General features: G+C 72.2%; 18 protein-coding genes. 10 read left to right on the top strand and 8 right to left on the bottom strand.

Annotated features, from left to right (window positions below):
• Positions 1 to 128: 128 nt before the first annotated feature.
• Entirely contained in the window at positions 129 to 2399 is a 2271-nt protein-coding gene (locus tag OOK31_RS10315) for a M4 family metallopeptidase (RefSeq protein WP_267012129.1), read from the bottom strand.
• A 383-nt stretch (positions 2400 to 2782) separates the two neighbouring features.
• Here OOK31_RS10315 and OOK31_RS10310 point away from each other — a divergent pair, with 383 nt between their 5' ends.
• Positions 2783 to 4270 carry a sugar transferase gene (locus OOK31_RS10310; RefSeq protein ID WP_267012128.1) on the top strand — a complete coding sequence of 496 codons (1488 nt, stop codon included), beginning with the start codon at positions 2783 to 2785 and terminating at the stop codon, positions 4268 to 4270.
• A gap of 13 nt (positions 4271 to 4283) precedes the next feature.
• On the opposite strand, the gene OOK31_RS10305 is transcribed toward OOK31_RS10310, so the two are convergent.
• Complete coding sequence (locus tag OOK31_RS10305) at positions 4284 to 5228, bottom strand: GDP-L-fucose synthase (RefSeq protein ID WP_267012127.1); 945 nt, start codon at positions 5226 to 5228, stop codon at positions 4284 to 4286.
• A 443-nt stretch (positions 5229 to 5671) separates the two neighbouring features.
• On the opposite strand from OOK31_RS10305, the gene gmd reads away from it, so the two are divergent.
• The 3 genes from gmd to OOK31_RS10290 all read left to right on the top strand — a co-directional run bounded on the left by gmd (position 5672) and on the right by OOK31_RS10290 (position 10500).
• Complete coding sequence (gene gmd, locus OOK31_RS10300) at positions 5672 to 6685, top strand: GDP-mannose 4,6-dehydratase (protein ID WP_267012126.1); 1014 nt, start codon at positions 5672 to 5674, stop codon at positions 6683 to 6685.
• Between the two features lie 246 nt (positions 6686 to 6931).
• Complete coding sequence (locus OOK31_RS10295) at positions 6932 to 9706, top strand: LamG-like jellyroll fold domain-containing protein (RefSeq protein ID WP_267012125.1); 2775 nt, start codon at positions 6932 to 6934, stop codon at positions 9704 to 9706.
• 104 nt (positions 9707 to 9810) lie between these two features.
• Positions 9811 to 10500, top strand: coding sequence for a hypothetical protein (locus OOK31_RS10290; protein ID WP_267012124.1), 690 nt, complete (start codon positions 9811 to 9813; stop codon positions 10498 to 10500).
• A 61-nt stretch (positions 10501 to 10561) separates the two neighbouring features.
• On the opposite strand, the gene OOK31_RS10285 is transcribed toward OOK31_RS10290, so the two are convergent.
• Both OOK31_RS10285 and OOK31_RS10280 read right to left on the bottom strand, forming a co-directional pair.
• Complete coding sequence (locus tag OOK31_RS10285) at positions 10562 to 11674, bottom strand: glycosyltransferase (protein WP_267012123.1); 1113 nt, start codon at positions 11672 to 11674, stop codon at positions 10562 to 10564.
• Positions 11671 to 12210, bottom strand: coding sequence for a WcaF family extracellular polysaccharide biosynthesis acetyltransferase (locus OOK31_RS10280; RefSeq protein ID WP_267012122.1), 540 nt, complete (start codon positions 12208 to 12210; stop codon positions 11671 to 11673). The genes OOK31_RS10285 and OOK31_RS10280 overlap by 4 nt, the downstream gene beginning before the upstream one ends.
• Before the next feature lie 92 nt (positions 12211 to 12302).
• On the opposite strand from OOK31_RS10280, the gene OOK31_RS10275 reads away from it, so the two are divergent.
• The 5 genes from OOK31_RS10275 (at position 12303) to OOK31_RS10255 (ending at position 20233) form a co-directional block, all read left to right on the top strand.
• Complete coding sequence (locus tag OOK31_RS10275; RefSeq protein ID WP_267012121.1) at positions 12303 to 13814, top strand: hypothetical protein; 1512 nt, start codon at positions 12303 to 12305, stop codon at positions 13812 to 13814.
• Positions 13815 to 14086: 272 nt separating this feature from the next.
• Entirely contained in the window at positions 14087 to 15382 is a 1296-nt protein-coding gene (locus OOK31_RS39365) for a transglycosylase family protein (RefSeq protein WP_323188200.1), read from the top strand.
• 29 nt (positions 15383 to 15411) lie between these two features.
• Positions 15412 to 16860, top strand: a complete 1449-nt coding sequence (locus tag OOK31_RS10265; protein ID WP_267012120.1) for a M23 family metallopeptidase — start codon at positions 15412 to 15414, stop codon at positions 16858 to 16860.
• A 66-nt stretch (positions 16861 to 16926) separates the two neighbouring features.
• Entirely contained in the window at positions 16927 to 18393 is a 1467-nt protein-coding gene (locus OOK31_RS10260) for a CHAP domain-containing protein (protein WP_267012119.1), read from the top strand.
• 163 nt (positions 18394 to 18556) lie between these two features.
• The gene (locus OOK31_RS10255) at positions 18557 to 20233 is read left to right on the top strand and encodes a hypothetical protein (protein WP_267012118.1); all 1677 of its coding nucleotides are present in this window, start codon (positions 18557 to 18559) and stop codon (positions 20231 to 20233) included.
• Positions 20234 to 20251: 18 nt separating this feature from the next.
• On the opposite strand, the gene OOK31_RS10250 is transcribed toward OOK31_RS10255, so the two are convergent.
• From OOK31_RS10250 to OOK31_RS10240, 3 genes are read right to left on the bottom strand one after another with little or no spacing between them, the layout of a single operon-like run.
• Complete coding sequence (locus OOK31_RS10250) at positions 20252 to 21484, bottom strand: hypothetical protein (RefSeq protein ID WP_267012117.1); 1233 nt, start codon at positions 21482 to 21484, stop codon at positions 20252 to 20254.
• A complete protein-coding gene (locus tag OOK31_RS10245; RefSeq protein WP_267012116.1) occupies positions 21481 to 23172 on the bottom strand; it encodes a lipopolysaccharide biosynthesis protein in 1692 nt (563 codons plus the stop codon). Before OOK31_RS10245 ends, OOK31_RS10250 begins: the two co-directional genes overlap by 4 nt.
• The gene (locus tag OOK31_RS10240) at positions 23169 to 24374 is read right to left on the bottom strand and encodes a glycosyltransferase family 4 protein (protein ID WP_267012837.1); all 1206 of its coding nucleotides are present in this window, start codon (positions 24372 to 24374) and stop codon (positions 23169 to 23171) included. Before OOK31_RS10240 ends, OOK31_RS10245 begins: the two co-directional genes overlap by 4 nt.
• A 157-nt stretch (positions 24375 to 24531) precedes the next feature.
• Here OOK31_RS10240 and OOK31_RS10235 point away from each other — a divergent pair, with 157 nt between their 5' ends.
• Complete coding sequence (locus OOK31_RS10235) at positions 24532 to 25035, top strand: adenylyltransferase/cytidyltransferase family protein (RefSeq protein WP_267012115.1); 504 nt, start codon at positions 24532 to 24534, stop codon at positions 25033 to 25035.
• Here OOK31_RS10235 and OOK31_RS10230 read toward each other — a convergent pair.
• Positions 25016 to 25738 (bottom strand): CDP-alcohol phosphatidyltransferase family protein, encoded by a 723-nt coding sequence (locus tag OOK31_RS10230; RefSeq protein WP_267012114.1) that lies wholly within the window; start codon positions 25736 to 25738, stop codon positions 25016 to 25018. The genes OOK31_RS10235 and OOK31_RS10230 overlap by 20 nt on opposite strands.
• Between the last annotated feature and the right edge of the window lie 8 nt (positions 25739 to 25746).

Below are 25746 nucleotides of genomic sequence, written 5' to 3'. Positions count from 1 at the left end.
CGCCCTGGATCAGCCAGGGGCGCCGCGCGGCGGGGGCACATGGGACAGGGCCGCCCGGGGAGGTCTTCTCCCGGGCGGCCCCGTGGTCATGCGGTGTCAGCTGTCACTCATCGGGCCCCTCGTGGGGGTCAGAAGGTGAGCTTCCAGCTGTCGATCTTGCCGACGTCGGCGCCCGCGAGGTCGGCGACGCGCAGCTTCCAGACGCCGTTGGCGACCTCGGAGGAGGCGTTCACGGTGAAGCTCTGGATGATGTTGTCCGCGCTGCCGCCGGTGCGGTTGCGCAGGTTGTACAGGGTGCCGTCGGGGGCGACCAGGTCGACCTTCAGGTCACCGACGTAGGTGTGCTTGATGTCGACGTCCACCTTGAGGGTGCTCGGGGCGTTGCCGGAGCGGCTCACGGTGATCGGCGAGTCAACGGTGGAGTTGTCGTTGATCGCGTAGTCGGCGGTGTTCTCGAAGACGTTCTGCTGGACGGTGCCGACCACCCAGGTGAAGGACGCCGTACCGGTCTGGCTCGCGGCGTCGGTCACCGTGACGGTCACGTTGGACGTGGCCGCGGTGGTGGCGGTGCCGGAGATCAGGCCGGTCGAGGAGTTGATGGACAGGCCGGCCGGCAGGCCGGTCGCCGCGTAGCTCAGCGCACCCGGGTTGGTGCTGGTCGCCTGGACCTGAAGGCTCACAGCGGTGTTGATCTGGGTGTTCTGGTTGGCGATCGGGGTGACCGAGACGCCGGCGGGCGCCGGGCGGGACCCGACGTTGATGCCGGCCCAGGCGTGCGCCACGTTGTTGTACGTGGTCGAGTTCGCCCCGTACAGGTCGGCGGCGGCCTGGAGGGTCGCCGTACGGGCGGCCGCGTAGTTGGTGTTGGACTTGAAGTAGCCCACCGTCAGCGCGCGGAACCAGATCTTCGCGGCGGCGTCGCGGCCGATCGCGGTGACCGGGAGGTTGTCGGAGGTCGGCGAGTTGTAGCTGACGCCGTTGATGACCTTCGCGCCCGAGCCCTCGGAGGCCAGGTAGAACCAGTGGTTCGCCGGACCCGAGGAGTAGTGGACGTCGATGGAGCCGATGCCCGAGTACCAGGCGTCCTTGGACGCGCCGTCGCGGCTCGGCTTGTCCTGGTAGCGCAGCGGCGTGCCGTCGCCGTTGATGTCGATCTTCTCGCCGATGAGGTAGTCACCGACGTCCTGCGCGTTGTTGGCGTTGAACTCGACGGCCGACGCCATGATGTCCGAGGTGGCCTCGTTCAGACCGCCGGGCTCACCGCTGTAGGTCATGTTGCCGGTGACCGAGGTCAGACCGTGCGTCATCTCGTGCGCGGCCACGTCGATCGAGGTGAGGGGCTTGTTGTTGCCCTCGCCGTCGCCGTAGGTCATGCAGAAGCAGCTGTCGTCCCAGAAGGCGTTGACGTACGCGTTGCCGTAGTGGACCCGGCTGTACGGGGCCACGCCGTCGTTGCGCAGGCCGTTGCGGCCGTGCACGTTCTTGAAGTAGTCCCAGGTCAGCTGGGCGCCGTAGGCGGCGTCCGCGCCGGCCGTCTCCTTGTTGGAGGCGGCGCCGTTGCCCCAGACGTCGTCCGGGCCGGAGAACAGGGTTCCCGTGCCGGAGCTGCCGCCGTTGAGGTTGTAGGTCTTGTGGCCGCCGCGCACCGCGTCGGTCAGGTTCCAGGTGCTGCCCGACTGGGTGGAGCCCAGGGTGACCTGACCGCTGTACTGGGTGTTTCCGGTGCCGGTCTCGATGGCCTGCCACTGGGTGATCTTCGCGCCGGTCTTGGCGTTGGTGACCACGTGCAGCTGGCTCGGGGTGCCGTCGTCCTGGAGGCCGCCGACGACGGTCTCGAAGGCGAGGACGGGCACGCCGTCGGCCGCCCAGATCACCTTGCGGGCGCCCTTGTCGGCCTTGGCCTGCTTGGAGCCCTCGGCGTTTGCGGCCGAAACGGCCTGGCCCTCGGCGGCGGAGGGGGTGACCGTGGCGTCGGTGTCCGAGACCTTGATCTCGTGGTTCGTCGCCTTGGTCACGCTCTTGGTGGCGCCGCCCTTGGCGTGGACCGTGAGGTCACCGCCGAGCACGGGCAGACCGTCGTACGTCCGCTCGTACGTGGTGTGCGTGGTGCCGTCGGCGTCCTTGACCACATCGCGGACGACGAGCTTCTCGCCGCCGCCGAGGCCGAGCGCCTTGGCGGCCTGCGCGGTCGTCGAGTTGGCCTCGGACAGGAGCGTCGCACGCTCCGAAGCGCTGAGCTTCAGGTTGGCCGCGCCCGGGTTGGGCTGGGCGGCCGTGGCGGCCTGCGACGCGGTGGCGTCGGCGGTGGCGGTACCGGCCTGTATACCTACGGCGAGCAGGGCCGCCGCGGCTACGAGTGCTCCGGCAGCGGTGGCACGCCTCTGGGGGGTGGCTCTCAACGCAGACTCCTTCTGCAAGGGGGGTTCCGGACGGCTGGGTAGGGCCTCCGGGCAGATCAGGGCTGGTGCGATGAACGGATCGAAGAGTGCCACCTGTGAGCCGTGATGTCAGGGCCGCGTCAAAAGGTTGGCTGGAAATAGTCCGTTGTCCGAAGATACGTATCCGGTATCCGAACCATTCACCTTCGTGTGGGAAGGGCGGGCCGGCCGCGCGGAATGGCTGGTGCCGGTTCCTGACGCCTGGGCCGGGAGTGGCCTCGTTCACCCAAACGGCATTAACCGTACGGGTGTTTGTCGTACTGTTTCCCGGTGCGACAGTTGCCCGTTGCCAGGGGAAGCCACGGACACGCGCCGCTGACATAGACCACGTGCCAGGGGGGCCCATGAGGCATGTTCATTTTCCTGCGCAAAGAGTGGCCGGAACGACCGCCGAGTCGGGTGGGGCGGCAACTGCCCCGGAGCGGCGCCTCGGTGACAAGGCGCACTGGTACCTGCCCGCCGCCGTGACCGCCGACCTCGTCGGCTCCGCCGTGCCCGTCGGCCTGGTCTTCGACGCTGCGCAGCAGGCCAGGCCCCTCTACTGCGCCGCCGGCGCCGCCCTCGCGTGGACCGGCGTACAGGGGCTCCGCCGCCGTTACGCCTCCCGGACGCTCGGGGAATCCCGCGGCGTACTGCCCGTCCTGCATGACTGGCTGATTCTGATCGGAATCCTGGCCGTCGTCCGCGTGTTGACGGGCGAGAGCACCCCCCGGCTCGCCGCCTTCGGGGCGCTGCTGCCCGCTCTGCTCATCACCGTCGCCTGCCGCAAACTGACCCACCGTCACCTCACGGCCGCCCGCCGCGAGGCCCACGCCGTCAGCCGGGTCCTGGTGGTCGGCGAACCGGACGCCGCCGAGCACGTCATCGCCCACCTCGCCGCGCGCACCGACCACCCGTACGTGGTCGTCGGCGTGGTCCCCGTCGGAGAAGGCTCCCTGACCAGCGGAGTACCCGTCGCGGCCCGGCTGGACCCCGCCATGCCGAAGGCGCCGGGCGGCGACTCCGCCGCCGTGCTGGGCGCCGTCCGCAGCCACCACGCCGACCTGGTGCTCGTCGCGCCCGGGGCGCGGATCGCGGGGGAGCGGCTGCGCCGGGTGGCGTGGGCGCTGCACGACGAGGGGCTCGAACTGGCGGTCTTCCCCGGGCTGGTGGAGATCTCCGTCAAGCGGCTGGAGACCCTCTCCGCGGGCGGGCTCGCCGTGCTGCGGATCGCGCCGCCCGTGCGCAAGGGGGTGCAGCCCCTGCTCAAGGCCGTACTCGACCGCGTCGGGGCCGGGGTCGGCCTGCTCCTGCTGTCGCCGCTGTTCCTCGCGGTGGTCGTGGCCATCCGGACCGGCTCGCGCGGCCCCGCCTTCTACTCCCAGCGCCGGATCGGGCGCGACGGGGTCCCGTTCGTCATGTGGAAGTTCCGCACGATGGTGGTGGACGCCGAGCGGCTGAAGGCCGAGCTGTCGGGGGCCAACGAGAACGACGGCCTCATGTTCAAGATGCGCCGCGACCCCCGGGTGACCCGGGTCGGCCGACTGCTGCGCCGGACCTCCATGGACGAACTCCCGCAGCTGCTCAACGTGCTGACGGGCAGTATGTCGCTGGTCGGCCCGCGCCCGCCGCTGCCCGAGGAGGTGGCGGAGTACGACGAGATCGAGCTGCGCCGGCTGTCCGTACGGCCCGGCATGACCGGCCTGTGGCAGATCAGCGGGCGGTCGGACCTGTCCTGGGACGAAACGATTCAGCTAGATCTGCAGTACGTGGACAACTGGTCCTTCACCAGCGATGTCGACGTGATGGGGCGCACGCTCCGCGCCGTCGTCGACGGGCGCGGAGCGTACTGAACCCGTGGCGTCCTCAGCTCTGGTCGAGCCACCAGCGGTAGGTGGCGGCGATGCCGTCCCGCAGCGGGATGCCCGGCTTCCAGCCCAGCGAGGTCAGACGGGACACGTCGAGCAGCTTGCGCGGGGTCCCGTCCGGCTTGGACGTGTCCCAGGCGAGCCGGCCCCCGAAGCCGGTCACCTCGGCGACCGTCTCGGCGAGCGCCCTGATGGTCAGGTCCTCGCCGCAGCCGACGTTCACGGGCTCGTCACCGTCGTAGCTCCCCAGCAGCACCGCGCAGGCCGCCGCGAGGTCGTCGACGTGCAGGAACTCCCGGCGCGGGGTGCCCGACCCCCACAGCGTGACCTCCTCGCGGCCCTCGGCGGCGGCCTCGTGGAAGCGGCGGATCAGCGCGGGCAGGACGTGCGAGGACTCCAGGTCGAAGTTGTCGCCCGGCCCGTAGAGGTTCGTGGGCATCGCCGAGATGTACGAGGCCCCGTACTGCTTGCGGTACGACTGGACCTGCACGATCCCGGCGATCTTGGCGAGGGCGTAGGCCTCGTTGGTCGGCTCCAGCGGGCCGGTCAGCAGGGCGTCCTCACTGATGGGCTGCGGGGCCAGCTTCGGGTAGATGCAGGAGGATCCGAGGAACAGCAGACGGCCGACCCCGGCCGCGTGCGCGCCGGCGATCACGCTGAGCTGGATCCTGAGGTTGTCCTCCAGGAACTGCACCGGGTACGTGCTGTTGGCCATGATCCCGCCGACCTTGGCGGCCGCCAGCACGACCGCGTCCGGGCGGACGTCGCGCAGGTACGCCTGTGTCGCGGCGGCGTCGCGCAGGTCGAGGTCGGCGCGGCCCCGGGTGAGGACCTCGTGCCCGTCGGCGGTCAGCCGGCGGGCGACCGCGGAACCCACGAGGCCGCGGTGTCCGGCGACGAAGACGCGGGCGTGCGGGGGCAGGAGCGGCAGCGAACTTGTCATACCGCCGATGATGCCAGTCCGCTGGCGCGGGGTTTCGCGTGGTCCGGGCTCCGGGATCCGGGCTCCCGCTCCGACTGGCGGGGTCAAGTCACGCCTGGGTGGCGGGTGTTCGGCCGCGGGCGAGGGTGGCCGGGGTGTGCGGGGCTCCGCCCCGGACCCCGCGCCTCAAACGCCGGCGGGGCTGGATCTCGGCCGAGCTCGTCGTGCGGGTGCGGGCCAGCCCGCCCGGGGTGGATGCGCCGACCCGATGTGCGGGTGCGGGCCCGCCGCCCGGGCTGGGTGCGTCGAACCGATCGGCCGACCGGTACGGTACCCATCCGGCCCCGGGCCGGAGGGTGTTGCTCCGCGGTGGGACGCGGAGCGCGGGGCGCCCGGGCGGCCAGACCACTGCCATGGCCTCAATTCGACATCTCGAAGCACAACCGACTTCAGGGGGACCCCACATGGGCAAGACCGCGCTGATCACCGGCGTCACCGGGCAGGACGGCTCGTACCTTTCCGAGCTCCTGCTCTCCAAGGGCTACACGGTGCACGGGCTCGTGCGGCGGTCCTCCAGCTTCAACACGGAGCGGATCGACCACATCTACCAGGACCCGCAGACCGCCAACCGCTCCTTCGTCCTGCACCACGCGGACCTCGCGGACGGCGTGGCCCTGGTGAACCTGCTGCGCGACATACGCCCCGACGAGGTCTACAACCTGGGCGCCCAGTCCCATGTCCGGGTCTCCTTCGACGCGCCCATGTACACCGGTGACGTGACCGGCCTCGGCGCGCTGCGGCTGCTGGAGGCCATCCGGGCCAGCGGTGTGGACACCCGCATCTACCAGGCCTCGTCCTCCGAGATGTACGGCGCGACCCCGCCGCCGCAGAACGAGGGCACCCCCTTCCACCCGCGCAGCCCGTACGGTGCGGCGAAGGTGTTCGCGTACTGGACCACCGTCAACTACCGCGAGGCGTACGGCATGTTCGCCGTCAACGGGATCCTCTTCAACCACGAGTCCCCGCGCCGCGGCGAGACCTTCGTGACCCGCAAGATCACCCGCGCGGTCGCCCGGATCAAGGCCGGTCTCCAGGACCGCCTCTACCTCGGCAACCTCGACGCCGTCCGCGACTGGGGCTACGCCCCCGAGTACGTGGACGCGATGTGGCGGATGCTCCAGCAGGACGAGCCGACCGACTACGTCGTCGCCACCGGAGTGGCCGCGACGGTACGGGAGTTCGTCGAGTCCTCCTTCACCCACGCGGGCCTCGACTGGAACGAGCACGTGCGGTACGACCCCAAGTACGAGCGCCCCAGCGAGGTCGACGCGCTGATCGGCGACGCCTCCAAGGCGCAGGAGCTCCTTGGCTGGAAGCCGTCGGTCCTGGTGCCCGAACTCGCGCGGATCATGGTCGACGCCGACGTCCGTCAGGTGGAGGACCAGCTGGCCGGCGCGAGCGTACGCATCGACCGCTGAGGCCTTATATTTCGGCTGACAGACAGCCATGTCCCGGCTGGTGTCGCGGTGTTCCGCGGCTCTGGCCGGGGCAGACCCGCCATATGCCGCAAGCGCGCCCTCCGCGGTGAACCCCGTTGATTCCAACTTGGTATGCAATGGGTCAAGGAGGTGACCGGGCCCTCGCGTGAGCCCTAGTCTGCGCCAGTACATATGGCTGTTCGGATAATTCCAGCCATCAAACCGGGCAATTGCCCTGGGGGGCTCATGCGTAGATCCAGAGGGCTGACTGCTGCCCTCGTCCTGTCACTGGCCGGTGCCGGCACCGGTATAGGCCTGGTGCTGATGCCCGAGGCGTCCGCCATCACGCCGCCGGTGGCGTTCACCGCCGACGAACTGCCCACCTGGCAGCCGAACGGCGTCGTCTTCGCCATGGACGAGGCGAACGGCACCGTCTTCGCCGGCGGCACGTTCTCGGCGGTCCGCCCGCCCGAAGGCGGCGCAGGAGCCGAGCAGGAGGCCGTGAACTTCGTGGCGCTGGACGCCGCCACGGGCAACCCCACCTCCTGCAAGCTGGCCTTCACCGTGGGCGACGGTACCGCGACGGTCCGGGCGCTGGCCGTCTCCAAGGACAGGAAGACCCTCTACGCGGGCGGCTACTTCGGCGCCGTCAACGGCACCCCGGTCTCCAGCCTCGCGGCGATCGACATCGAGACCTGCACCCCCAAGGCCTCCTTCCACCCGGGCGTCCCCGCCACCGTGCGCGCGCTCGACGTCACCGACGACACCCTGTACGTGGCGGGCGACTTCGCCACCGTCGACGGCCAGTCCCGGGAGCGGTTCGCCGCCGTCGACGCGGCCTCCGGCGCGCTGAAGCCCTTCACGGCCAACGCCGACGAGCCCGGCCGGGCGGTCAAGGTCAGCAACGACGGCCAGAGCGTCCTGCTCGGCGGTGACTTCTTCTCGGTCAACGGCGCGACCACGCACGCCCTGGCCGTCGTGAACGCCACCACGGGCGCGCTCACCAAGGCGTACAGCAACATCCCCTCCAACTCGGTCGTCAAGGACATCGCGGCCGACGCGACGGGCTACTACACCGCCAACGAGGGCTCGGGCGGCGGCGTCTTCGACGGCCGCATCGGCCTCGGCGCCGACTTCAACGAGAAGTGGCGCGACCGCTGCCTGGGCGCCACCCAGTACGTCCTGCCGTACGACGGGGTGCTCTACAGCTCCTCGCACGCGCACGACTGCTCGTCGGAGGACCAGTTCCCCGACGGCAAGCGCAACTTCCTGCTGGCTCAGCAGACCGACCACCAGGGCGCCGCCCCCGCGCCGGTGGGCGGCTTCGTGCAGAGCCCGCCGAAGCTCGGCTGGCACCCCACCGCCAACGACGGCATCGGCGAGGGCATCGGCCCGCGCGTCATGTCGGTCGCGGCGAAGGGCGACGTCAAGTACATGTGGGTCGGCGGTGAGTTCACCCTCATCAACGGCAAGGCCCAGCAGGCCCTGACCCGCTTCGCCTCCACCGGCGACGTCGGCGCGCCGACCACCCCGGTCGCGAGCGTCGGCAGCGTCAAGCCCGGCGAGGTCCAGGTCCGCTGGCGCACCAGCTACGACCAGGACGACAGCAAGCTGACCTACCGGATCTACCGCAACGGCTCGGCCACCCCGATCGCCACGGTCGCGGCCGACTCCCTGGAGTGGGAGCGCCCCCAGGCCTCCTGGACCGACACCACCGCCAAGCCCGGCCAGGCCTACAGCTACCGGGTGGCCGCCACCGACGGCGCGGGCAACACCAGCGCCCTGTCGGCGAACGTCTCCGTGACCGTCCCGACCTCCGTCCAGGCCTACCCGGACAAGGTCCGCGCAGACGGCGCCCACCTGTACTGGCGCTACGACGACACCGTCAGCCCGTACGTCGCGGACTCCTCGGTCTCCGGCAACACCAGCGGCGTCCAGGTCGGCGCCCCGGCGCTGCGCCAGAGCCCCGGAGCCATCACCGGCACCAGCACCGCCATGGGCTTCAACGGCACCAGCCAGCAGGTGTACAGCGATCACCGCCAGTCGGTCGGCGCCGCCTACACCGTCGAGACCTGGTTCAAGACGAACACCACGCGAGGCGGCAAGCTGATCGGCTTCGGCAACAACACCGTCAGCGCGAGCGGGTCGTACGACAAGCAGATCTACATGACCAACACCGGCCGGCTGGTCTTCGGCGTCTTCAACGGCTCCGCCCGCACCATCACCACCGGCCTGTTCGACACGTACAACGACAACAAGTGGCACCACGTCGTCGGCACGCAGGGCCCCGGCGGCATGACGCTGTACGTCGACGGCCAGAACAAGGGCACCAACAGTGCCACCACCTCCACGCCCTACACCGGCTACTGGCACGCCGGCGGCGACAACCTGAGCAGCTGGCCGACCCGCCCGACCAGCAACTTCTTCGCCGGGCAGCTCGACGAGACGGCCGTCTACCCGACGGCGCTCACCCAGGCCCAGGTCAAGTCCCACTTCGACCTCGCCAAGGCCCCGATCGACACGGTCACCAAGGTCGTCGCCACCGAGGACACCTACATCAACCAGGGCGCCCCGAGCACCGCCTACGGCACCTCCACCCAGCTCGCGGTGCGCGGCACCTCGGCGTACGAGTCGTACCTGCGCTTCACCCTCCCGGCCGCCCCGGCCGGACAGGTCCTGAAGGCGGCCTCCCTCCAGGTCAAGACCTCCACCCAGACCGGAGCCGGCAGCGCCGACACCGTCTCCGTGGTCCCGGTCACCGGCACCTGGAGCGGCGCGGGCACCACGTTCAACACCAAGCCCACCCTCGGCACCACCCCGCTCGGCTCCATCGCGGGCGTGCCAGACGGCTCGGCCGTCCAGAGCGTCGAGCTGGACACCGCCGCGGTCTCCGCGGTCCTGGGCACCAGCTACAGCCTCGGCCTGACCAGCACCGGCACCGACCCGCTGTGGCTGTGGTCCTCGGAGTCGACGGCGCCGGACGCGGCCCCGCAGCTGGTCCTCACCTTCGGCCCGAAGTAACCGCCTGACGGGGTACGGGGCCCGGCCGCACGCGCCGGACCCCGTACCCCCATCCGACCGAGTCACCAGCACGTACGCACGTACGCACGTACAGGAGCCACCCGATGCCCCGACGCTCCGCAGCGGCTGCCGCCCTCCTGGCCGCCTCCCTGACGCTGACCGCCTGCAGCTCCTCCGGCGACGGCAAGGCCTCCGCCGGCGCCGGGGCCACCCCGAAGCCGCCCGCCGCCTCCCCGGTCCCCGACCCGGCCGACGCCTCCCCGACGCTCGCCGCGCCCGCCGCGCCGGACGCGAAGCCGACGGGCCCCGTCCTGCCGGACGCGAAGCTCACCCCGAAGACGGGCACCTTCAAGGAGAACGAGAAGCAGTACCTGAGCGGCCGCGTCCCCGAGAAGACGGACCCGGCCGCCGTCCTCCAGACGGGCCAGGAAACCTGCCAGCGGGTGGCACGCACCGCGAAGCGCGACAAGGACGCGGCCGTGGGGGCCGTCATCTCCGGGGAGATCACCGGGGCGAAGGACGCCATCACCTTCCTGTGCCCCGAACAGAAGCCGGTCCTGGCAGCCGCGGAACAGGGCTTCGGCGACTCCCCCCGCACCACCCCCGCCCCCGGCACCTACCGCGCCCTGACCCAGAGCACCACCTGCACCTGGGAGGCGAAGTCCAAGGACGGCTCCGTCCTGGCCTCGGGCCCGGAAACCCCGCCGAAGCCAGGCGCCCCCACCACCGCCACCGTCCCCCAGGGCACCACGGACTTCCACTCGACGGGCTGCTACGCCTGGCTCCCCGCGTAACCCCCACCCGTACGAAAACGCCGCCGCACCCGAACCGGGCCCGGCGGCGTTTTCCGTTCCCTCAGCGGGCGGTGCCTTCGTAGACGCCGAGGAGGGTGTCGAGGACGGCGTTCATGGAGAAGGATTTCGTGGCGAGTTCGCGGGCTGCGAGGGAGGCGGTCGTGTTGGTGTGCGGGTCGAGGAGGTCCAGGATCGCTTCCGCCACGGCTTCCGGGCCGGGGTCGACGGCTCTGCCCGCGCCGGCGGCTGCGATGTCGCGGGCCAGGCCGTTGGAGTGGGTGACGACCGGGGGGACGCCTGTCGCGAGGGCTTCCAGGACCGACATCGGGAAGGGTTCGTCGACCGAGGGCAGGACGTAGACGTGGGCGCGGTGGAGTTCCGTCAGGACCTCGGCGCTGGAGAGGGCGCCGGGGACCGTGAAGCGGGCGGAGAGGCCCAGGGCCTCGATGCGGGCGCGGACCGCAGACAGCTCGCCCTCGTCCGGGCCCGCCACCACGAAGTGGGCGTCCGGGTGGGCCGCGAGGACCGCCGGGGCCGCCGCCACGAAGTCCACCGGGCGCTTGCGGGCCTGGAGGCGGGCCGAGTACAGGATGCGCGGCGGCCCGGACAGGGCGGGGCGCGGCGGCTGCACCGGGGTGCCGTTGACCAGCCGCACGGCGCGGGCCAGCGGGGCGCCCACCACCGCGTCCAGCCCCTCCCGCTCGTACGGGGTCAGGTACAGCACGGCGTCCGCTCCGCGCAGCAGGCGGCGTACCGCCACCGCGTCCAGCACCTTGGCCAGTGCCTTCGCGCTCGGGTCGACCATCCCGTGGGTCTGCAGGACCAGCGGTTTGCCCGCCCGCAGCGCCGCCAGGGCGACGGGCAGGGTCACCAGGTCCCGCGCCAGGTGGACGTGGACCAGGTCGGCCTCCCGCACCAGCCGGCCCGCCGAGGCCAGCAGGGCCGGTGAGGTGATCCCGCTGAAGCCGAGGGGCAGGAGCCGGCGGGCGGGGAACAGCTTGGCCGGGACGCCTTCCACCTCGGTGGGCCAGGGGTCGAAGTCCTCGCCCAGCGCGAGGAGTCGGGCGTCGTGGCCGCGCTCCCGCAACCCCTTGGCCAGGTTGAGCGCGACCCGTACCGGCCCGCCGAAGGCGTGCGAGGGGGAGTGCAGGGTGACCGCGTGCAGGATTCTCATTTGGGCTCCTCGACCGGGCGGCGCCGCCCGTCCATCGTCTGCAGGGTCAGTTCGGGCAGGTCCTCGTGGACCACGGCCCCGGCGCCCGCCACCGCGCACCGCCCGACCGTCACACCGGCCAGCACGGTCGCCCGTACCGCCACCCACGCGCCGTCCTCGACGGTGATCGGGGCGTTGCGGTAGCGGAAGTCGGTGGCCCGGTGGTCGTGCGAGCCGGTGCACAGCATGGACTCCTGCGACAGGCAGACGTTCGCGCCGATGGTCACCGGCTCCAGGTTCAGTAGCCAGGCGCCCTCGCCGATCCAGGTGTGGTCCCCGACGGTGAGCTTCCACGGCCACAGCACGCGCACCCGGTGCCGGATCAGGACCCCGTCGCCGATCTTCGCCCCGAAGGCCCGCAGCAGGGCGACGCGCACCCGCGCCGGACAGAACCACGCCATGAAGACGGTGTTCATGACGGCGAACCACAGGGCCTGCGTCAACCGCCCCCGCCCCTTGTCGTAGCCGGCCAGCGTGAAGGCAGGAAGATCGCGCAACAGTCGCCCCTCGTCGTCCACCACGCGCCTCCCCTGGCGCGGAACGCTCAGACTAGACTGCGCGCGGATCACGCACAGGGCTGGGGGCAACGGTGGCTACGGACATACGCAAGCCCGCCGAGCCGGCCGCGCCGACGCCCGCCGCGGACGAGTCCCGGTGGGGCCCGATCACCACCCCGCGGACCCTGCTCTCCCGGGCCCTGTCCGTGCCCCTCATCCTCGGATTCACCGTGTTCCTCCCGCTGTTCGTCGCCGTCCAGCCCGGTGACGGCCAGCGCGACGCGGCCTACTGGCTGCAGCTCCTGCTCACCATGTACGCGGGGGCCCGCCTCTCCGCGATGGTCCTGACCAGCCGCCGCAAACTGCTCCAGGGCTCCTTCTGGCTGTTCGTCTACATGGCCATGGGCGTGGCCCCGCTCGCGCAGGCCGTACTCGGCCGGGTCCCGACCCCCGTCGTCGGCCCCCGCTCCGACCTCACCCTCGCCATCGGCCTCGTCCTCCTCGGCTGCACGGCCTTCGACGTCGGCGTGCTGCTCGCCCGCCACCGGCCCGCGGGCCGCGCCGGCGGCTCCCAGAAGGAACCCCGGCCGGTCATGGCCCACCGGCGGCGGCTCCAACTCCTCGCCGCCATGGCCTTCGTGTGCAGCGCCGCCTTCATCGTGAAGCTCGGTGGCCCCGCCGTCTTCTTCTCCAGCCGGCAGGAGATCATCGCGGGCATCGAGGAGGCGGGCGTCTCCAACGGCGACGGCCAGGCCGGCCAGGCCCTGCTGCGCGGCTTCGGCACCGTACCGGCGCTGCTCGCGCTGCTGCTGTACACGCGCTGGCTGATCACCTCGACGTTCGCCCGCCGCACGGTGTCGGTCATCGTCACCTGGGCGGCGCTCGCCGTGCTGAACCTGATCGTCAACAACCCCGTCTCGAACCCCCGTTACTGGTTCCTCACCGTCCTGTTCGCGCTGCTCTTCACCGTCTTCCCGGTGAGCGCGGCGATGTACCGGGTGGCGCTGTCGATGGCCGTGGTGGTCGCCCTCCTCGTCTTCCCCTTCGCGGACCGCTTCCGCTACGACGAGAAGAACTACAAGCCCGTCGAGACGACCTCGTTCCTGGAGCCCATGGCCCTCAAGGACTACGACCAGATCGGCATGTTCGCGAACACCATCACCTTCTCCCGCTCCGGCCCCGGCCACTTCTACGGCCGCCAGCTCGCCGGATCGGTCTTCTTCGCGGTGCCCCGCTCCATGTGGCCGGGCAAGCCGCGCGACACCGGCGTGATGGTCGGCCAGTGGATGGGCACCGTCAACACCAACCTCTCCTCCCCGGTCTGGGCGGAGCTGTGGATCGACTTCGGCCCGCTGGGCATGGGCGCCGGGCTCCTCGCCCTGGGGTACGCCTCCGCCCGCGTGGACCGGCGCTACGCCAAGCGCGCCACCCGCCGCTCGCCCTCGGGCAGCCTGATCTCGGTGGTGGTCCCGCTGGTCGCCGGCTACTCCTTCATCCTGCTGCGCGGTCCGCTGCTCCAGGCCTCGGGCCGGGTCGCCATCGCCGCCCTGTGCCTCGCGCTCGTGGCCACGTACCGCCAGGACAAGGGCACCACCCTGCGCTGACGCACACCCCCCCAAGCCCGCTGGACCCCCTCCCCGAACCGCCCTCCCGGGCTGCCGCATGCCCTCCCGCAGCCCCATGTGGACGCTTGCGGACAGTGCCGTTTCCGGCCACCGCGAACCCCTGGAACGGGCCCTGACCAGCGGACATGATCCTCTCAACGGCCGCAGCAAGGGCCGGGGGGAACCGGGGAGACGCCACTGGGCGCGGACCCGGAGCCGCACCACTGCGCGTCCGCAGCACATCCACGTCCGTACACCCTGGGGGGTTTCCCATGCCTGCTCGCCGCCGTCTGACCGCGCTCGCGTCGATCACCGCTGCCGCCGCCGTCAGTTCGTCCCTCCTCGTCTCTCTGAGCGCCGCCCCGGCCTCGGCGGCGAGCGTCGCGACCTGGGACAAGGTCGCCCAGTGCGAAAGCTCCGGCAACTGGAGCATCAACACCGGCAACGGCTACTACGGCGGCCTGCAGTTCTCCGCCTCGACGTGGCGGGCCTACGGCGGCACCGCCTACGCGGCCTACGCCCACCAGGCCACCAAGAAGCAGCAGATCCTGATAGGCGAGAAGGTCCTCGCCGGCCAGGGCGCGGGTGCCTGGCCCAGCTGCGGCCGCCTCGCCGGACTCGCGTACGACCACGCCGACCCGTACCCGGACGCCCCGACGCCGCCGGCCCCCGCGCAGTCGTGGAAGGCGCAGGTGCTGATCGACTCCGGCAACGGGATCTACCACGCCACCCGCTTCGACAACGGCACCTGGACCCGCTTCGGCAACGTCGACAGCGAGGCCGCGACGGTCCCGGGCGGCGTACGGACGACCGCCGAGGCGGGCATCGACGGCGACACGCACGTCCTGGCCGTGAGCAACGAGGGCAAGCTCTACCACACCGTCCGCAAGGCGGACCGTACGTGGGGCACCTTCGGGGACGTGGCCGGTGAGGCCGGTGCCCTGGCCAACATCACGCAGGTCGCGGCGGTTTCCTCGGGTACCGAGCTCCAGGTCGTGGTGGTGGCGGACGGGAAGGTCTACCACACGGTCCGCCGGGCGAACGGGACGTGGGCGCCGTTCGGCGCGGTGGGCAACCCGGGCGGCGCGCCCGTCACCAAGGTGGCGATGTCCCAGACCGGCAGCGACACCCAGATCGTCGCGCTGTCGGGCGGTTCCCTGTTCCACACGGTCCGCCACGCGGACGGCACCTGGATCGACTGGGGCAACGCCTCCACCGAGACGGGCGTCAGCGGCATCGGCGACATCGCCGTGGCCGGTACGGGTGGTGACATGCAGCTGGTGGTGACCACCGAGGGCGGCGCGAAGCGCTACCACGGTGCGCGTTTCGCCAGCGGCCAGTGGGTCCTCAACGACCTCTCCTCGGTCGTCCCGGCCGGCATCACCGTCACCGACGTGGCGGCCGCGGCCGTCGACAACGAACTCCAGGCCGCCTTCGTCACCACCGACGGCCGCGTGCTCCACACCCTCCGCCACGTCAACGGGACCTGGACGGGCGCCGCCCCGATGGACCTGACGGGCGTCGGCGGCAACCACACCGGCGTCGCCATCACCGCCACCTTCAACTGACCAGCGCACGACACATCCGAGGAGCCATCATGTCCATCACCTTCACCCGTCGTGCGCTGACCTCCGTCACCGGGCTCGCCCTGGCCGCATCCGGTCTGGTCGCCTTCGCCGCGTCCCCCTCCTTCGCCGCGGGCCCCGGCTACCAGATGCCCTTCAGCTGCGGTCAGGCCTGGGCGGGCAACACCTACAGCGGGCACAGCCCCTCCACGCTGGCGATCGACTGGACGCACGGTTCCACCACCGCCAACCAGCCCGTGCTGGCCAGCGCCGAGGGCACCGTCAGCGTCGCCAAGACGCTGAGCGGCTCGTACGGCAAGTACGTGGTCATCGACCACGGCAGCGGCTGGAAGACCCTCTACGCCCACCTCAACGACTACGACGTCAGCGTCGGGACGCACGTGGGTCGGGGCCAGAAGATCGGCATAGTCGGCAGCACCGGCAACTCCACCGGTGCGCACCTGCACTACGAGCAGCAGTACAACGGCGCGGTCAAGCAGTCCGTCTTCAACGGCACGCCGTTCAGCATGGGTTCGACGCTGACCAGCAAGAACTGCGAGGACACGACGACCCCGCCGGCGCCGACCGGCCAGTGGCGGGCGCAGGTCGCGGTGGAGTCCGGTGGCGGGCTCTTCCACGCCGTGCGCAACGCGGACCGCACCTGGACCGGCTTCGGCGACGTCCAGGGCGTGACCGGCGAGATCCCCACGGGGGTCCGTACGACCGCCGAGGCGGGCATCAACGGCGACACGCACGTCCTGGCCGTCAGCAACGAGGGCAAGCTCTACCACGCGCTCCGCTTCGCCGACCGCTCCTGGACGGGCTTCGGGGACGTGGCCGGCGAGGCCGGTCCGCTGGCCAACATCACGCAGGTCGCGGCGGTTTCCTCGGGCACCGAGGTGCAGGTCGTGGTGGTCGCGGACGGGAAGGTCTACCACACGGTCCGCCGGGCGAACGGGACGTGGGCGCCGTTCGGCGCGGTGGGCAACCCGGGCGGCGCGCCCGTCACCAAGGTGGCGCTCTCGCAGACCGGCACCGACACCCAGGTCGTCGCGGTGTCGGGCGGCTCGCTCTTCCACACCGTGCGGCACGCGGACGGCACCTGGCTGGGCTGGGGCAACGCCTCCACCGAAACCGGTGTGACGGGCATCGACGACGTCGCGGTGGCGGGTACGGCCGGTGACCTCCAGCTGGTGGTGACCACCGAGGGCGGCGCCAAGCGCTACCACGGTGCCCGCTTCGCGAGCGGCCAGTGGGTCCTGAACGACCTCTCCTCGGTCGTCCCGGCCGGTGTCACGGTCACCGATGTCGCGGCGGCAGCGGTCAACAACGAGCTCCAGGCCGCCTTCGTCACCACCGACGGCCGGGTCCTGCACACCATCCGCGCCGTCAACGGCACCTGGACCCCCGCCGCCCCGCTCGACCTGACCGGCGTGAGCGGCACCCGGACCGGCGTCTCGATCACCGGCACCTACAACTGACGCGGCACGAGCAGCCCGCCCGCCCCCTCCTCCTCCGGACTTCTTTCCTCTAAGGACGCCCCCGTCATGTTCAAGACCACGAAGTCGGCTCGTGCCCGCTCCTTCCTGATCGCCTCCCTCGTCCTCGCCCCCGTCATGGGGATGTCCGCGGCCGCGCCCGCCTCGGCCTACGCCCCCACGGTCGCCGACATCGCCCGGTCGCAGGTCGGCAACGACTGCACCCCGTACTACGGCTGCGTCTACCCGAGCGCCTGGTGCGCCGAGTTCTCCCGCTGGGTCTGGAAGCAGGCCGGCGCGAACACCTCCGGCCTCAACGCGGCCGCCGCGTCCTTCTACAGCTACGGCCAGCGCAACGGCACCCTGCACACCAGCGGCCCCCAGATCGGCGACGCCGTCCTGTGGGACGACGACGGCTCCGTCTCGGGTGAGGCCAACCACGTCAGCCTCGTGGTCGGGGTCTCCGACGACGGCTCGCAGATCCAGACCGTCGGCGGCAACGAGAGCCGCAAGGTCTCGTACAAGAACTGGTTCAACTGGCGCACCTACACCAACCCGGGCGCCGGCAAGGCCCTCGCCTTCGTCTCGCCCGTCGGTGTCCCCGGCACCCCGCCCCCGACCACCACCCCGCCGGCGCCGACCGGCCAGTGGCGGGCCCAGGTCGCGGTGGAGTCCGGTGGCGGGCTCTTCCACGCCGTCCGCAACCCGGACCGCACCTGGACGGGCTTCGGCAACGTCGAGAACGTGGCCGGCGAGGTACCGGGCGGGGTGCGGACCTCCGCCGAGGCGGGCATCGACGGCACCACGCACGTCCTGGCGGTCAACAACGAGGGCAAGCTCTACCACACCGTCCGCCTCGCGGACGGGAACTGGGCGGGCTTCGGGGATGTCCACGGCGAGGCCGGTCCGCTGGCCAACATCACGCAGGTCGCGGCGGTTTCCTCGGGCACCGAGCTCCAGGTCGTGGTGGTCGCGGACGGGAAGGTCTACCACACGGTCCGCCGGGCGAACGGCACGTGGGCGCCGTTCGGCGCGGTGGGCAACCCGGGCGGCGCGCCCGTCACCAAGGTGGCGATGTCCCAGACCGGCAGCGACACCCAGATCGTCGCGCTGTCGGGCGGTTCCCTGTTCCACACGGTCCGCCACGCGGACGGCACCTGGATCGACTGGGGCAACGCCTCCACCGAGACGGGCGTCAGCGGCATCGGCGACATCGCCGTGGCCGGTACGGGTGGTGACATGCAGCTGGTGGTGACCACCGAGGGCGGCGCGAAGCGCTACCACGGTGCGCGTTTCGCCAGCGGCCAGTGGGTCCTGAACGACCTCTCCTCGGTCGTCCCGGCCGGCATCACCGTCACCGACGTGGCGGCCGCGGCGGTCAACAACGAGCTCCAGGCCGCCTTCGTCACCACCGACGGCCGGGTCCTGCACACCATCCGCGCCGTCAACGGCACCTGGACCCCCGCCGCCCCGGTCGACCTGACCGGAGTCACCGGCAACCACACCGGCGTCTCCATCACCGGCACCTACAACTGACCGGCACCAGCGGCTGAATGACCGATGAAGCGGGCCCGGGACCTACCAGTCCCGGGCCCGCATCCCGTCGTACCGGTGTGATTTTCGCAGTGCCCGCCCACCGGGGCGGACGGGCCCCTACGCTCTGGGACATCGTTGCCCCGACGAGCACCGAAGAGCCGCCGTGAGTTCTGCAATCAGCCCGCTGGCCCACCGCACCACGCTCACCGTCCGCCAAGGCCAGGACGTCCTGCGGGACGTCCGCCGGATCACCGCCGACTGGCTCAACCGGAAGTTCTGCCGCGCCGTCCCGATAGCCTCCGGCCTCCACCACCTCGACGACCTGCGCGTGCTCAGCTCGCAGGTCGCCTACGATCCCGACGGCTCGGAGAGCGCCATGCGCCTCCAGCTCCGGGAGGACGCCGCCGAGGCCACCTGGCGCACCACCGTCACCGCGGTCGTCCCCCCGCCGGGGGAGGCCGCCGTGGTGTCCGTGGCCCTGGAGTGCTTCCCGAACCCGGGGCACAAGCCCGTCCCCCAACGGCCGGGACTCGTCACGGCCCTCGTGGGGAACCTGGACTGCACGGACGGACTGGCCCCCCTCACCCTCAGCCCGGTCCCGGTCGGCCCCGCCGAGGTCGGCCACCTGATCGACGTCCTGTGCGACCCCGACCGGCGGCTGCCGGTGGTCGTCGCCGCCCGGCCGCTGCACGAGGAGCCCCTGTGGCTGGACCGGATGGCCTCGGCGATGCGCAAGAGCGCGGGGGCCGCCTCCCTGTACCTCCTCGACGGGGTCGGCGCCGTCGACGCCTTCCGGGTCCAGGCCGAGCACCACCGGGTCGCGCCCGGAGCGGTCCGCGTCTTCCTCACCGGCGTGGACCCGGCCTGGGCGCCCGACGGTCCCCGCCACCGCTACTCCACGGTGGCCCGCCTCAGCGACCCCAAGAGCGGCTCCTGGGACCACCTCGTGCGCATCGTCCAGCGGATGTCCACCGAAGCCGCCCTGCCCCCGGCCCTGCACGCGCTGGCCTTCCCCGACGAGGACCAGCGGCGCCGTGACGAGCGGCGCGCCGCGCTCGACACCGCCCGGCACGGCGACGAGATGGAGGCCCTGCTCCGCAAGGTCGGCGAACTGACCGAGCTCCTCGACCTCGCCGACGGGGAGATCGAGGAGCACCGCCGCTCGGCCGAACTGGCCGCCCTGACCCACAGCTCCCTCGACGCGGAACTGCGCGAGGTGCGCGAGAAGTGGGACACCGACCTGGAGGAGCAGCTCCAGGTGCTGGAGGAGATCGATCGCGCCCGCGCGGAGGCCGACGAACTGCGCAGGCGCCTCGCACGCGAGGGGCGCGTGGACGAGACGGTGGTCGTCGATCCGCTTCCGGGACAGCCGGCGAGCTTCGAGGACCTCTGGGGCCGCCGGGACGCCTTCGAGCACGTCCTGGTCAGCGCCGACGCGGGTCCGGCACTGGCCCTCGACGAGACGGACCGGGCGCGCGTCTGGGCGGCGAAGACCTGGGCGGCCCTGCGCGCCCTGGACCGGTACGGGCGGGACGCGGGGGAGGGCTTCAACGGGGGCTTCTACGAGCACTGCCAGTCGGACCGCTCCCTGTGGCCCGTGAAGAAGGTTTCGATGGTGGAGACCGACCAGACGATGGCCAAGTACGGCACCGAACGGCTCCTGCCCGTGCCCCGCTCCTACGACCCGGTGGGGAAGGCCGAGATGCAGCCCCACCTGAAGATCGACAGCAAGGGCAGCACCTCGCCCCGGATCCACTTCCTCGACGACACCAAGGGCCCCACCGGCAAGGTCATCGTCGGCTACATCGGCGAGCACCTGACCAACATGAAGACCAACTAGTGCGGTGACGGCGGCCGGTCAGGCCGGGGCGGGCGCCGTTTCCGGCGCCGCCCCGTCCTGCGGCCGGGCGCCCTGCCGGGCCACGCGCAGCCAGCCGGCGCCCGCCTTCGCGGCGGAGCCCAGGGCCAGGCCCCAGGCGGCTCCGGCCACCCCCCACACGGCGTACCCGCCCAGCAGCAGCGCCACCGACAGCAGGGAGAACACCACCTGGAGGGACAGGGTGGCCTTCGGGTTCAGCACCCGCAGGGTCAGCAGCGCGCAGGTCCCCAGGCCCATGACGGCGTACTGGGCGCCCGTCGCGGGCAGCAGCGCGGCGGCCGCCGTCCAGGTGTCGCCGAGCAGCTGCCGGCCCAGCCGGTCGGGCAGCGCGTACAGCACCACCGCCCAGCCGGCGCCGAGCACGGCGAGGACCCCGCCCATCAGGGCGGTCAGCCGGACCACACCGCGTTTGCCGGAGGCCCGGCCGACCACCGGCGGGCCGAAGGCGTTCGCCGAGTTGAACAGCACGTTCAGCGGCCCGAACAGGGTGGTGGCGCCCCGCAGCGCGCCGACGGCCAGCGGTGTCGCGAACACGCCGAGACCCAGCACGGCGAGCTGGCTGGAGCCGTTGCCCACCGCGAACTCGACGACGAACCGCTGCCCGAGGTGCCCGCGCCGCAGGTACGGGCGCAGCTCGGCGCGCACGCCCGCGACGTAGGGCCGCAGCAGCCACAGCCCGAGGGCCAGGGCCGGCAGCGCGGACAGCCCCCACACCAGCACGAGCCGTCCGGCCGAGGCCCCCGACGGCTGCGCGGCGAGCGCCGCGACCACGCACACCAGCCGCAGCGCGTCGGCGGCCAGTGCCCGCTGCGGCGCCCGCAGGGCGGAGAAGCAGTAGCGCAGCCCGTCCTGTACGAGGACCAGCGGCAGGACGAGGCCCAGCGCGAGGAAGGCCCGTCCGGCGGACCCGGCCAGCGCGAGGCCGACGGCGGCCAGCACCAGGGCGGCGACCGCCGAGGCGGCGGCCGTGAACAGCACGGAGGAACGGCACACCGGGCCGAGCCGCTCGGCCTTCTCCAGCACCACGCTCTGGCCGACGTAGGCCATGTTCAGTCCGAGGAGCACGCTGAAGGTCACGTACACCATCGAGAAGTCGGCGAAGCCCGAGGCCGAGGACAGCCGGGCGGCCAGCACCAGCACCAGGATGTTCGTGGCACTGGAGGCGGCCTGGTCGAGGACCGAGGCGACCGCGGCGAGGCCCCGCCGGCTCATCTGCGGCCCGTACGGACCGTGCGCAGGGCGACGGTCTCGGTGGCGTCACCCGGGGTGTCCTGCCCGGGCCCGTCCGGCGGCTGCGGGGCACCCGCCCCGGGCCCGGACCGGCGTCCGCTGCCGCCGCGCTTCTCGGCGGGCAGCGGGGTGTGCAGGACCGCGCCCAGCACGGTCCCGCCGGCGCCGCCGATGAGTTCGCGGATCCGGGCCAGGTCGCTGCGGTGCACGGCACGCGGGTCGCAGACCACCAGGACCCCGTCGACGCGGTCGACGAGGGCGAGGGCGTCGGCGTAGGAGAGGACGGGCGGCGCGAGCACCACCACGGTGGAGTTGGGGGAGTCGGCCTCGGAGATCAGCCGGGTGGTGCGCGGGGAGGTCAGCGCGCGGGGGACGTTGCGCACCCGGTCGCCCGGGATCAGGTCGAAGGTGCCCGATTCCCCGGCGTCGACGAGGAGTTGGCGCCCGTCGGGCCAGTCCGTGTCCCCGGGGCCGTCGAAGCCCGGCAGCCGGCCCCAGCCCGGCCGGCCGCCCGTGTCGGTGGGGAGCTGGCTGGCCAGGACCGGGGTGCGCAGGTCGGCTTCGATGAGGAGCACGTCCTTGCCGGTCTCGGCGAAGGAGGCGGCCAGGTTCACGGCCACCGCCGCGGCGGTCTCGCTGCTGCCGCGCGGGGCGACGACCAGCAGCCGGCGCCGGTCGGCGAACCGGGCGTCGTAGGCCAGCCGGAAGGCCACCGAGCGGTACTCCTCGGCGAGCCGCGGATCGGCCTCTCCGGCCGCGAGCAGCGGCCCGCCGCCGGTCCTGTCCCGGGGCAGGTAACCCAGTACGGGCGCCCGCAGGGCCCGCGAGACGTCGCCCTCGGAGCGCGGCGCCGGGTCGAACACGAGCCGGACCCAGGCGGCGAGCAGGCCCAGCGCCAGCCCCACGGCGGCGCCGAGCGCGAGGGACATGGGCAGGCCCGGGCCGTCGGCGCCCGAGGGCGGGGTCGCGGCGCTGGTGACCCGGCCGGGCGTCATGTCCAGGGCCTCGAGCTTGGTGATCTTGCCGTTGTAGCCGCCGACCTCGCTCTGCAGGTCGGTCTTGGTGGAGGTGGCGGCGTCGCGCGGGGCCCCGGCGGGCATCCGGGCGATCTCCTTGACCAGCTCGTCGAGCTGCTTGGCGACGGGGTCGCGCTGGTCCTTGTAGCCCTTGACCATGTTGGTGCGGGTGGCGTCGAGGGCTTCCTGCCGCTTGAGGAGGTAGGCCTCGGTCATCGCGTTGGCGCGCTTGGCGGCCCCGGAGGGCGAGGAGGCGGTGTAGGTGAAGCGGAGCACCATGGTCTGCGGCGGGTTGGTGACCTGGAGGCCGGCCCGCAGGGCCTTGAAGTCCTTGTCGGCGACGCCGAGTTTCTTCCTGGCGGCCTCGGCGATGGAGCTGGAGAGCGCGACCTGCCGCTCCGAGCCGATGTTGATGGCCTTGTCGGGGGCCAGGCTCGGGTTGAACGGGTCGTCGGTCGGCGCGCGCAGCACGACGTCGGCGGTGGCCACGTAGGTGTCCGCCGTGGAGATGCCGAGGTAGACGCCGCCCAGCAGGCCGACGGCCACGCCCGCGCCGAGGAGGCGGCGGTAGCGCAGCAGCTGCTTGAACTGGTCCCTGAGGAGGTCGGGTTCGTCCTCGGCGGGGGCCGCTGCGGGGCGGTTGGTCTCGATCACGGCCGGGGACCCCCAAGTGCTTCGTCGATCAGTGCGTCGATGCGGGCGAGGCCCGCCTCACGGCCCAGATGGGCCGCCACGTGCAGGGGCCCGGCGGCGCCCAGGGCGTCCGCGCCGTCGGGGTCCTCGGCCAGGGCCCGTACGGCCTTCAGCAGGGCCGCGGGATCCTCCGGCGGTACGAGCACCCCCGCGCCGGAACGTTTCACCTCCTGGGCCGTGCCGCCCTGCGCCGCGACGGAGGCGACGACGGGCCGGCCCGCCTGGAAGTAGGAGGTCAGCTTGGACGGCACGCTCATGTCCAGGACGGCCGCGTGCTGCGTGACCGCGAGCACGTCCGCCGCGGCGAGGACGTCCGGGAACTCGCCGTCGGCGGCAGGGGGGATGATGTCCAGATTCGGTACGCCGGCGGCGAGTTCGGCGAGGGCCGCGCGCTGGCTGCCGTCGCCCATGAGGACGAAGCGGACGTCGGGATCCAGCCGGGCGGCGCCGACGAGGACCTCGAGCCCCTGCTTCAGGCCCATGTTCCCGGAGTGCAGGACCACCGTCTGCCCGGGGGCCCAGCCCAGGTGGCGCCGGGTCTCGCCGCGCGGCGCGGTGGGCCGCGCCACGTGGGACCAGTTGGGGACCAGGCGGATCCGCCCCGGGTCGACGCCCATGCCGACCACCCGGTCCACGAAGGTCTCGTGGATGACGCCGACCAGGGTGGCGCGCTTCAGGGCGTACGCCTCCGCGCGCCCGGCGACCGCGGCCGCCTTGTCCCCGCCGCTGATCCCGCTCTGCGCGGCGGCGGCGCCCATCAGGTCCTGGACGACCGGTACGTACGGCACCTTCCACTTCGCGGCGAGCCGCGCGGCGAGCACCCCGCCCGCCAGGCTCGGCATCTGCGCCAGGACCGCGTCCGGCCTCGGCATCCGGGGCGGGGCCACGGCGCCGTGCAGCAGAATCGATCCTTCGAACAGGGCCCGCTTCACGGCGGTCTGACGCCCCGGCACCGTGTGCGCACGCCGGTGCACCGTGACCCCCGCGCGCCGTTCCGTGCGCCGGAGCGCTCCCTTGTACTCCGGCTCGAGCGACCACGCGGGGTAGTGCGGCATGCCCGCCAACACGTGGGTCTCGTGGCCGGATCGCGCCCAGTGCTCCGCGATCTGGGTGGCGTACGGGCCTATGCCCGCATGCTCGGGGGCGTAGTTGGTGGAAACCAGCAGCAGGCGCCGGTGACCGGATGTGGACACTGAACGTCCCCTTCTCCCCTGGATGATGCGCACGTCACCCTATTCGTTCACCCGTAGGGCGTGGAACGTGCACGCTATTGTCTGCTCATCAGCCGCACCGGGGGGTGCGGCCGCTGGGGGGTACCTGATGACCGATCACGACATGCCCGAACCCGCCGTGCCGGCGCGCAGACCGTACCGGGTCGGCTACGCGCCCGGCGCCTACGACCTGTTCCACATCGGGCACCTGAACATCCTTCGCCACGCCCGCAGTCGGTGCGACTACCTCGTGGCCGGGGTCGTCTCGGACGAGATGGCCGAACTCGCCAAGGGGCGCCGCCCGATGATCCCCCTCGTCGAACGCCTGGAGATCGTCCGCAGCGTCAAGTACGTCGACGCCGCCTTCGTCGAGACCGTCCCCGACAAGGTCGAGACCTGGAAGCAGGTCCGCTTCGACGTCATCTTCAAGGGCGACGACTGGCGCGGCACCCCCAAGGGCGCCCGGCTGGAGAAGGACTTCGCCGCCCACGGGGTCGACGTCGTCTACTTCCCCTACACCGTGCACACCTCCAGCACCCAGCTGCGCCGCGCCCTGGACGCGCTCGCCGAACCCCTCGCGGGGGCCGAGGCGTTCACCGCCGAACGGCGCTGAGCTCCCGGAACCACTTCGTCAGGAACGCCAGCAGGAACAGCCCGGCCACCACCCCGAGGCCCGCGTACGCCCAGGCGAACACCTCCCCGCCGCCGAGCAGCAGGAACACCAGGCAGAACACCCCGTAGTCCACGGGCAGCAAGGCCACCGCGCGCAGGGTCGACGGCGCGGCGGCCGGACTCCCCGCGGGCGCCTTCGGCTTGAGCTTCTCGGTCAGCAGCCCCCCGAAGAAGGTGACGACCGCGGCGAACTGGAAGCCCAGCGGCACCAGCAGCCAGCCGTCCCCGCCCGTCCCGTACGCCTCGGGGAAACGGTGGAAGGCGATCAGCACGCAGGAGTGCAGCGCGGTCAGCTTGGCGGCGTCCACGACGTGGTCGAGCCACTCGCCCGCCGCACTGCCGCCCCCGCGCAGCCGGGCCAACTGCCCGTCGGCGGAGTCGAAGGCGAAGCCGGCCGCGAGCGCGGCCCACACGGCGGCGCCCAGCCACCACGAGGGCGCGGCCAGCGCGACCGCGGCCACGGCGGCGAAGCTGAACGCGGCGCTGACCAGCGTCACCTGGTTCGGAGTGAGCCCCAGCGCGTGGGACCAGGCGGCCAGGTACCGCCCGGCGGGCCGGTTGACGAACCGCGAGTAGAGCGACACCCCCTTCGCCGACTTCTGCGCCCCGCGCAGCTCCCGCAGCGCGGTCCCGACACTCGCCATGCGTGCCC

Origin of the sequence: Streptomyces sp. NBC_00249 (assembly GCF_026342355.1) — a bacterium.
Classification (GTDB): Bacteria; Actinomycetota; Actinomycetes; order Streptomycetales; family Streptomycetaceae; genus Streptomyces.
This window is presented reverse-complemented; position numbering and strand designations above follow the sequence as displayed.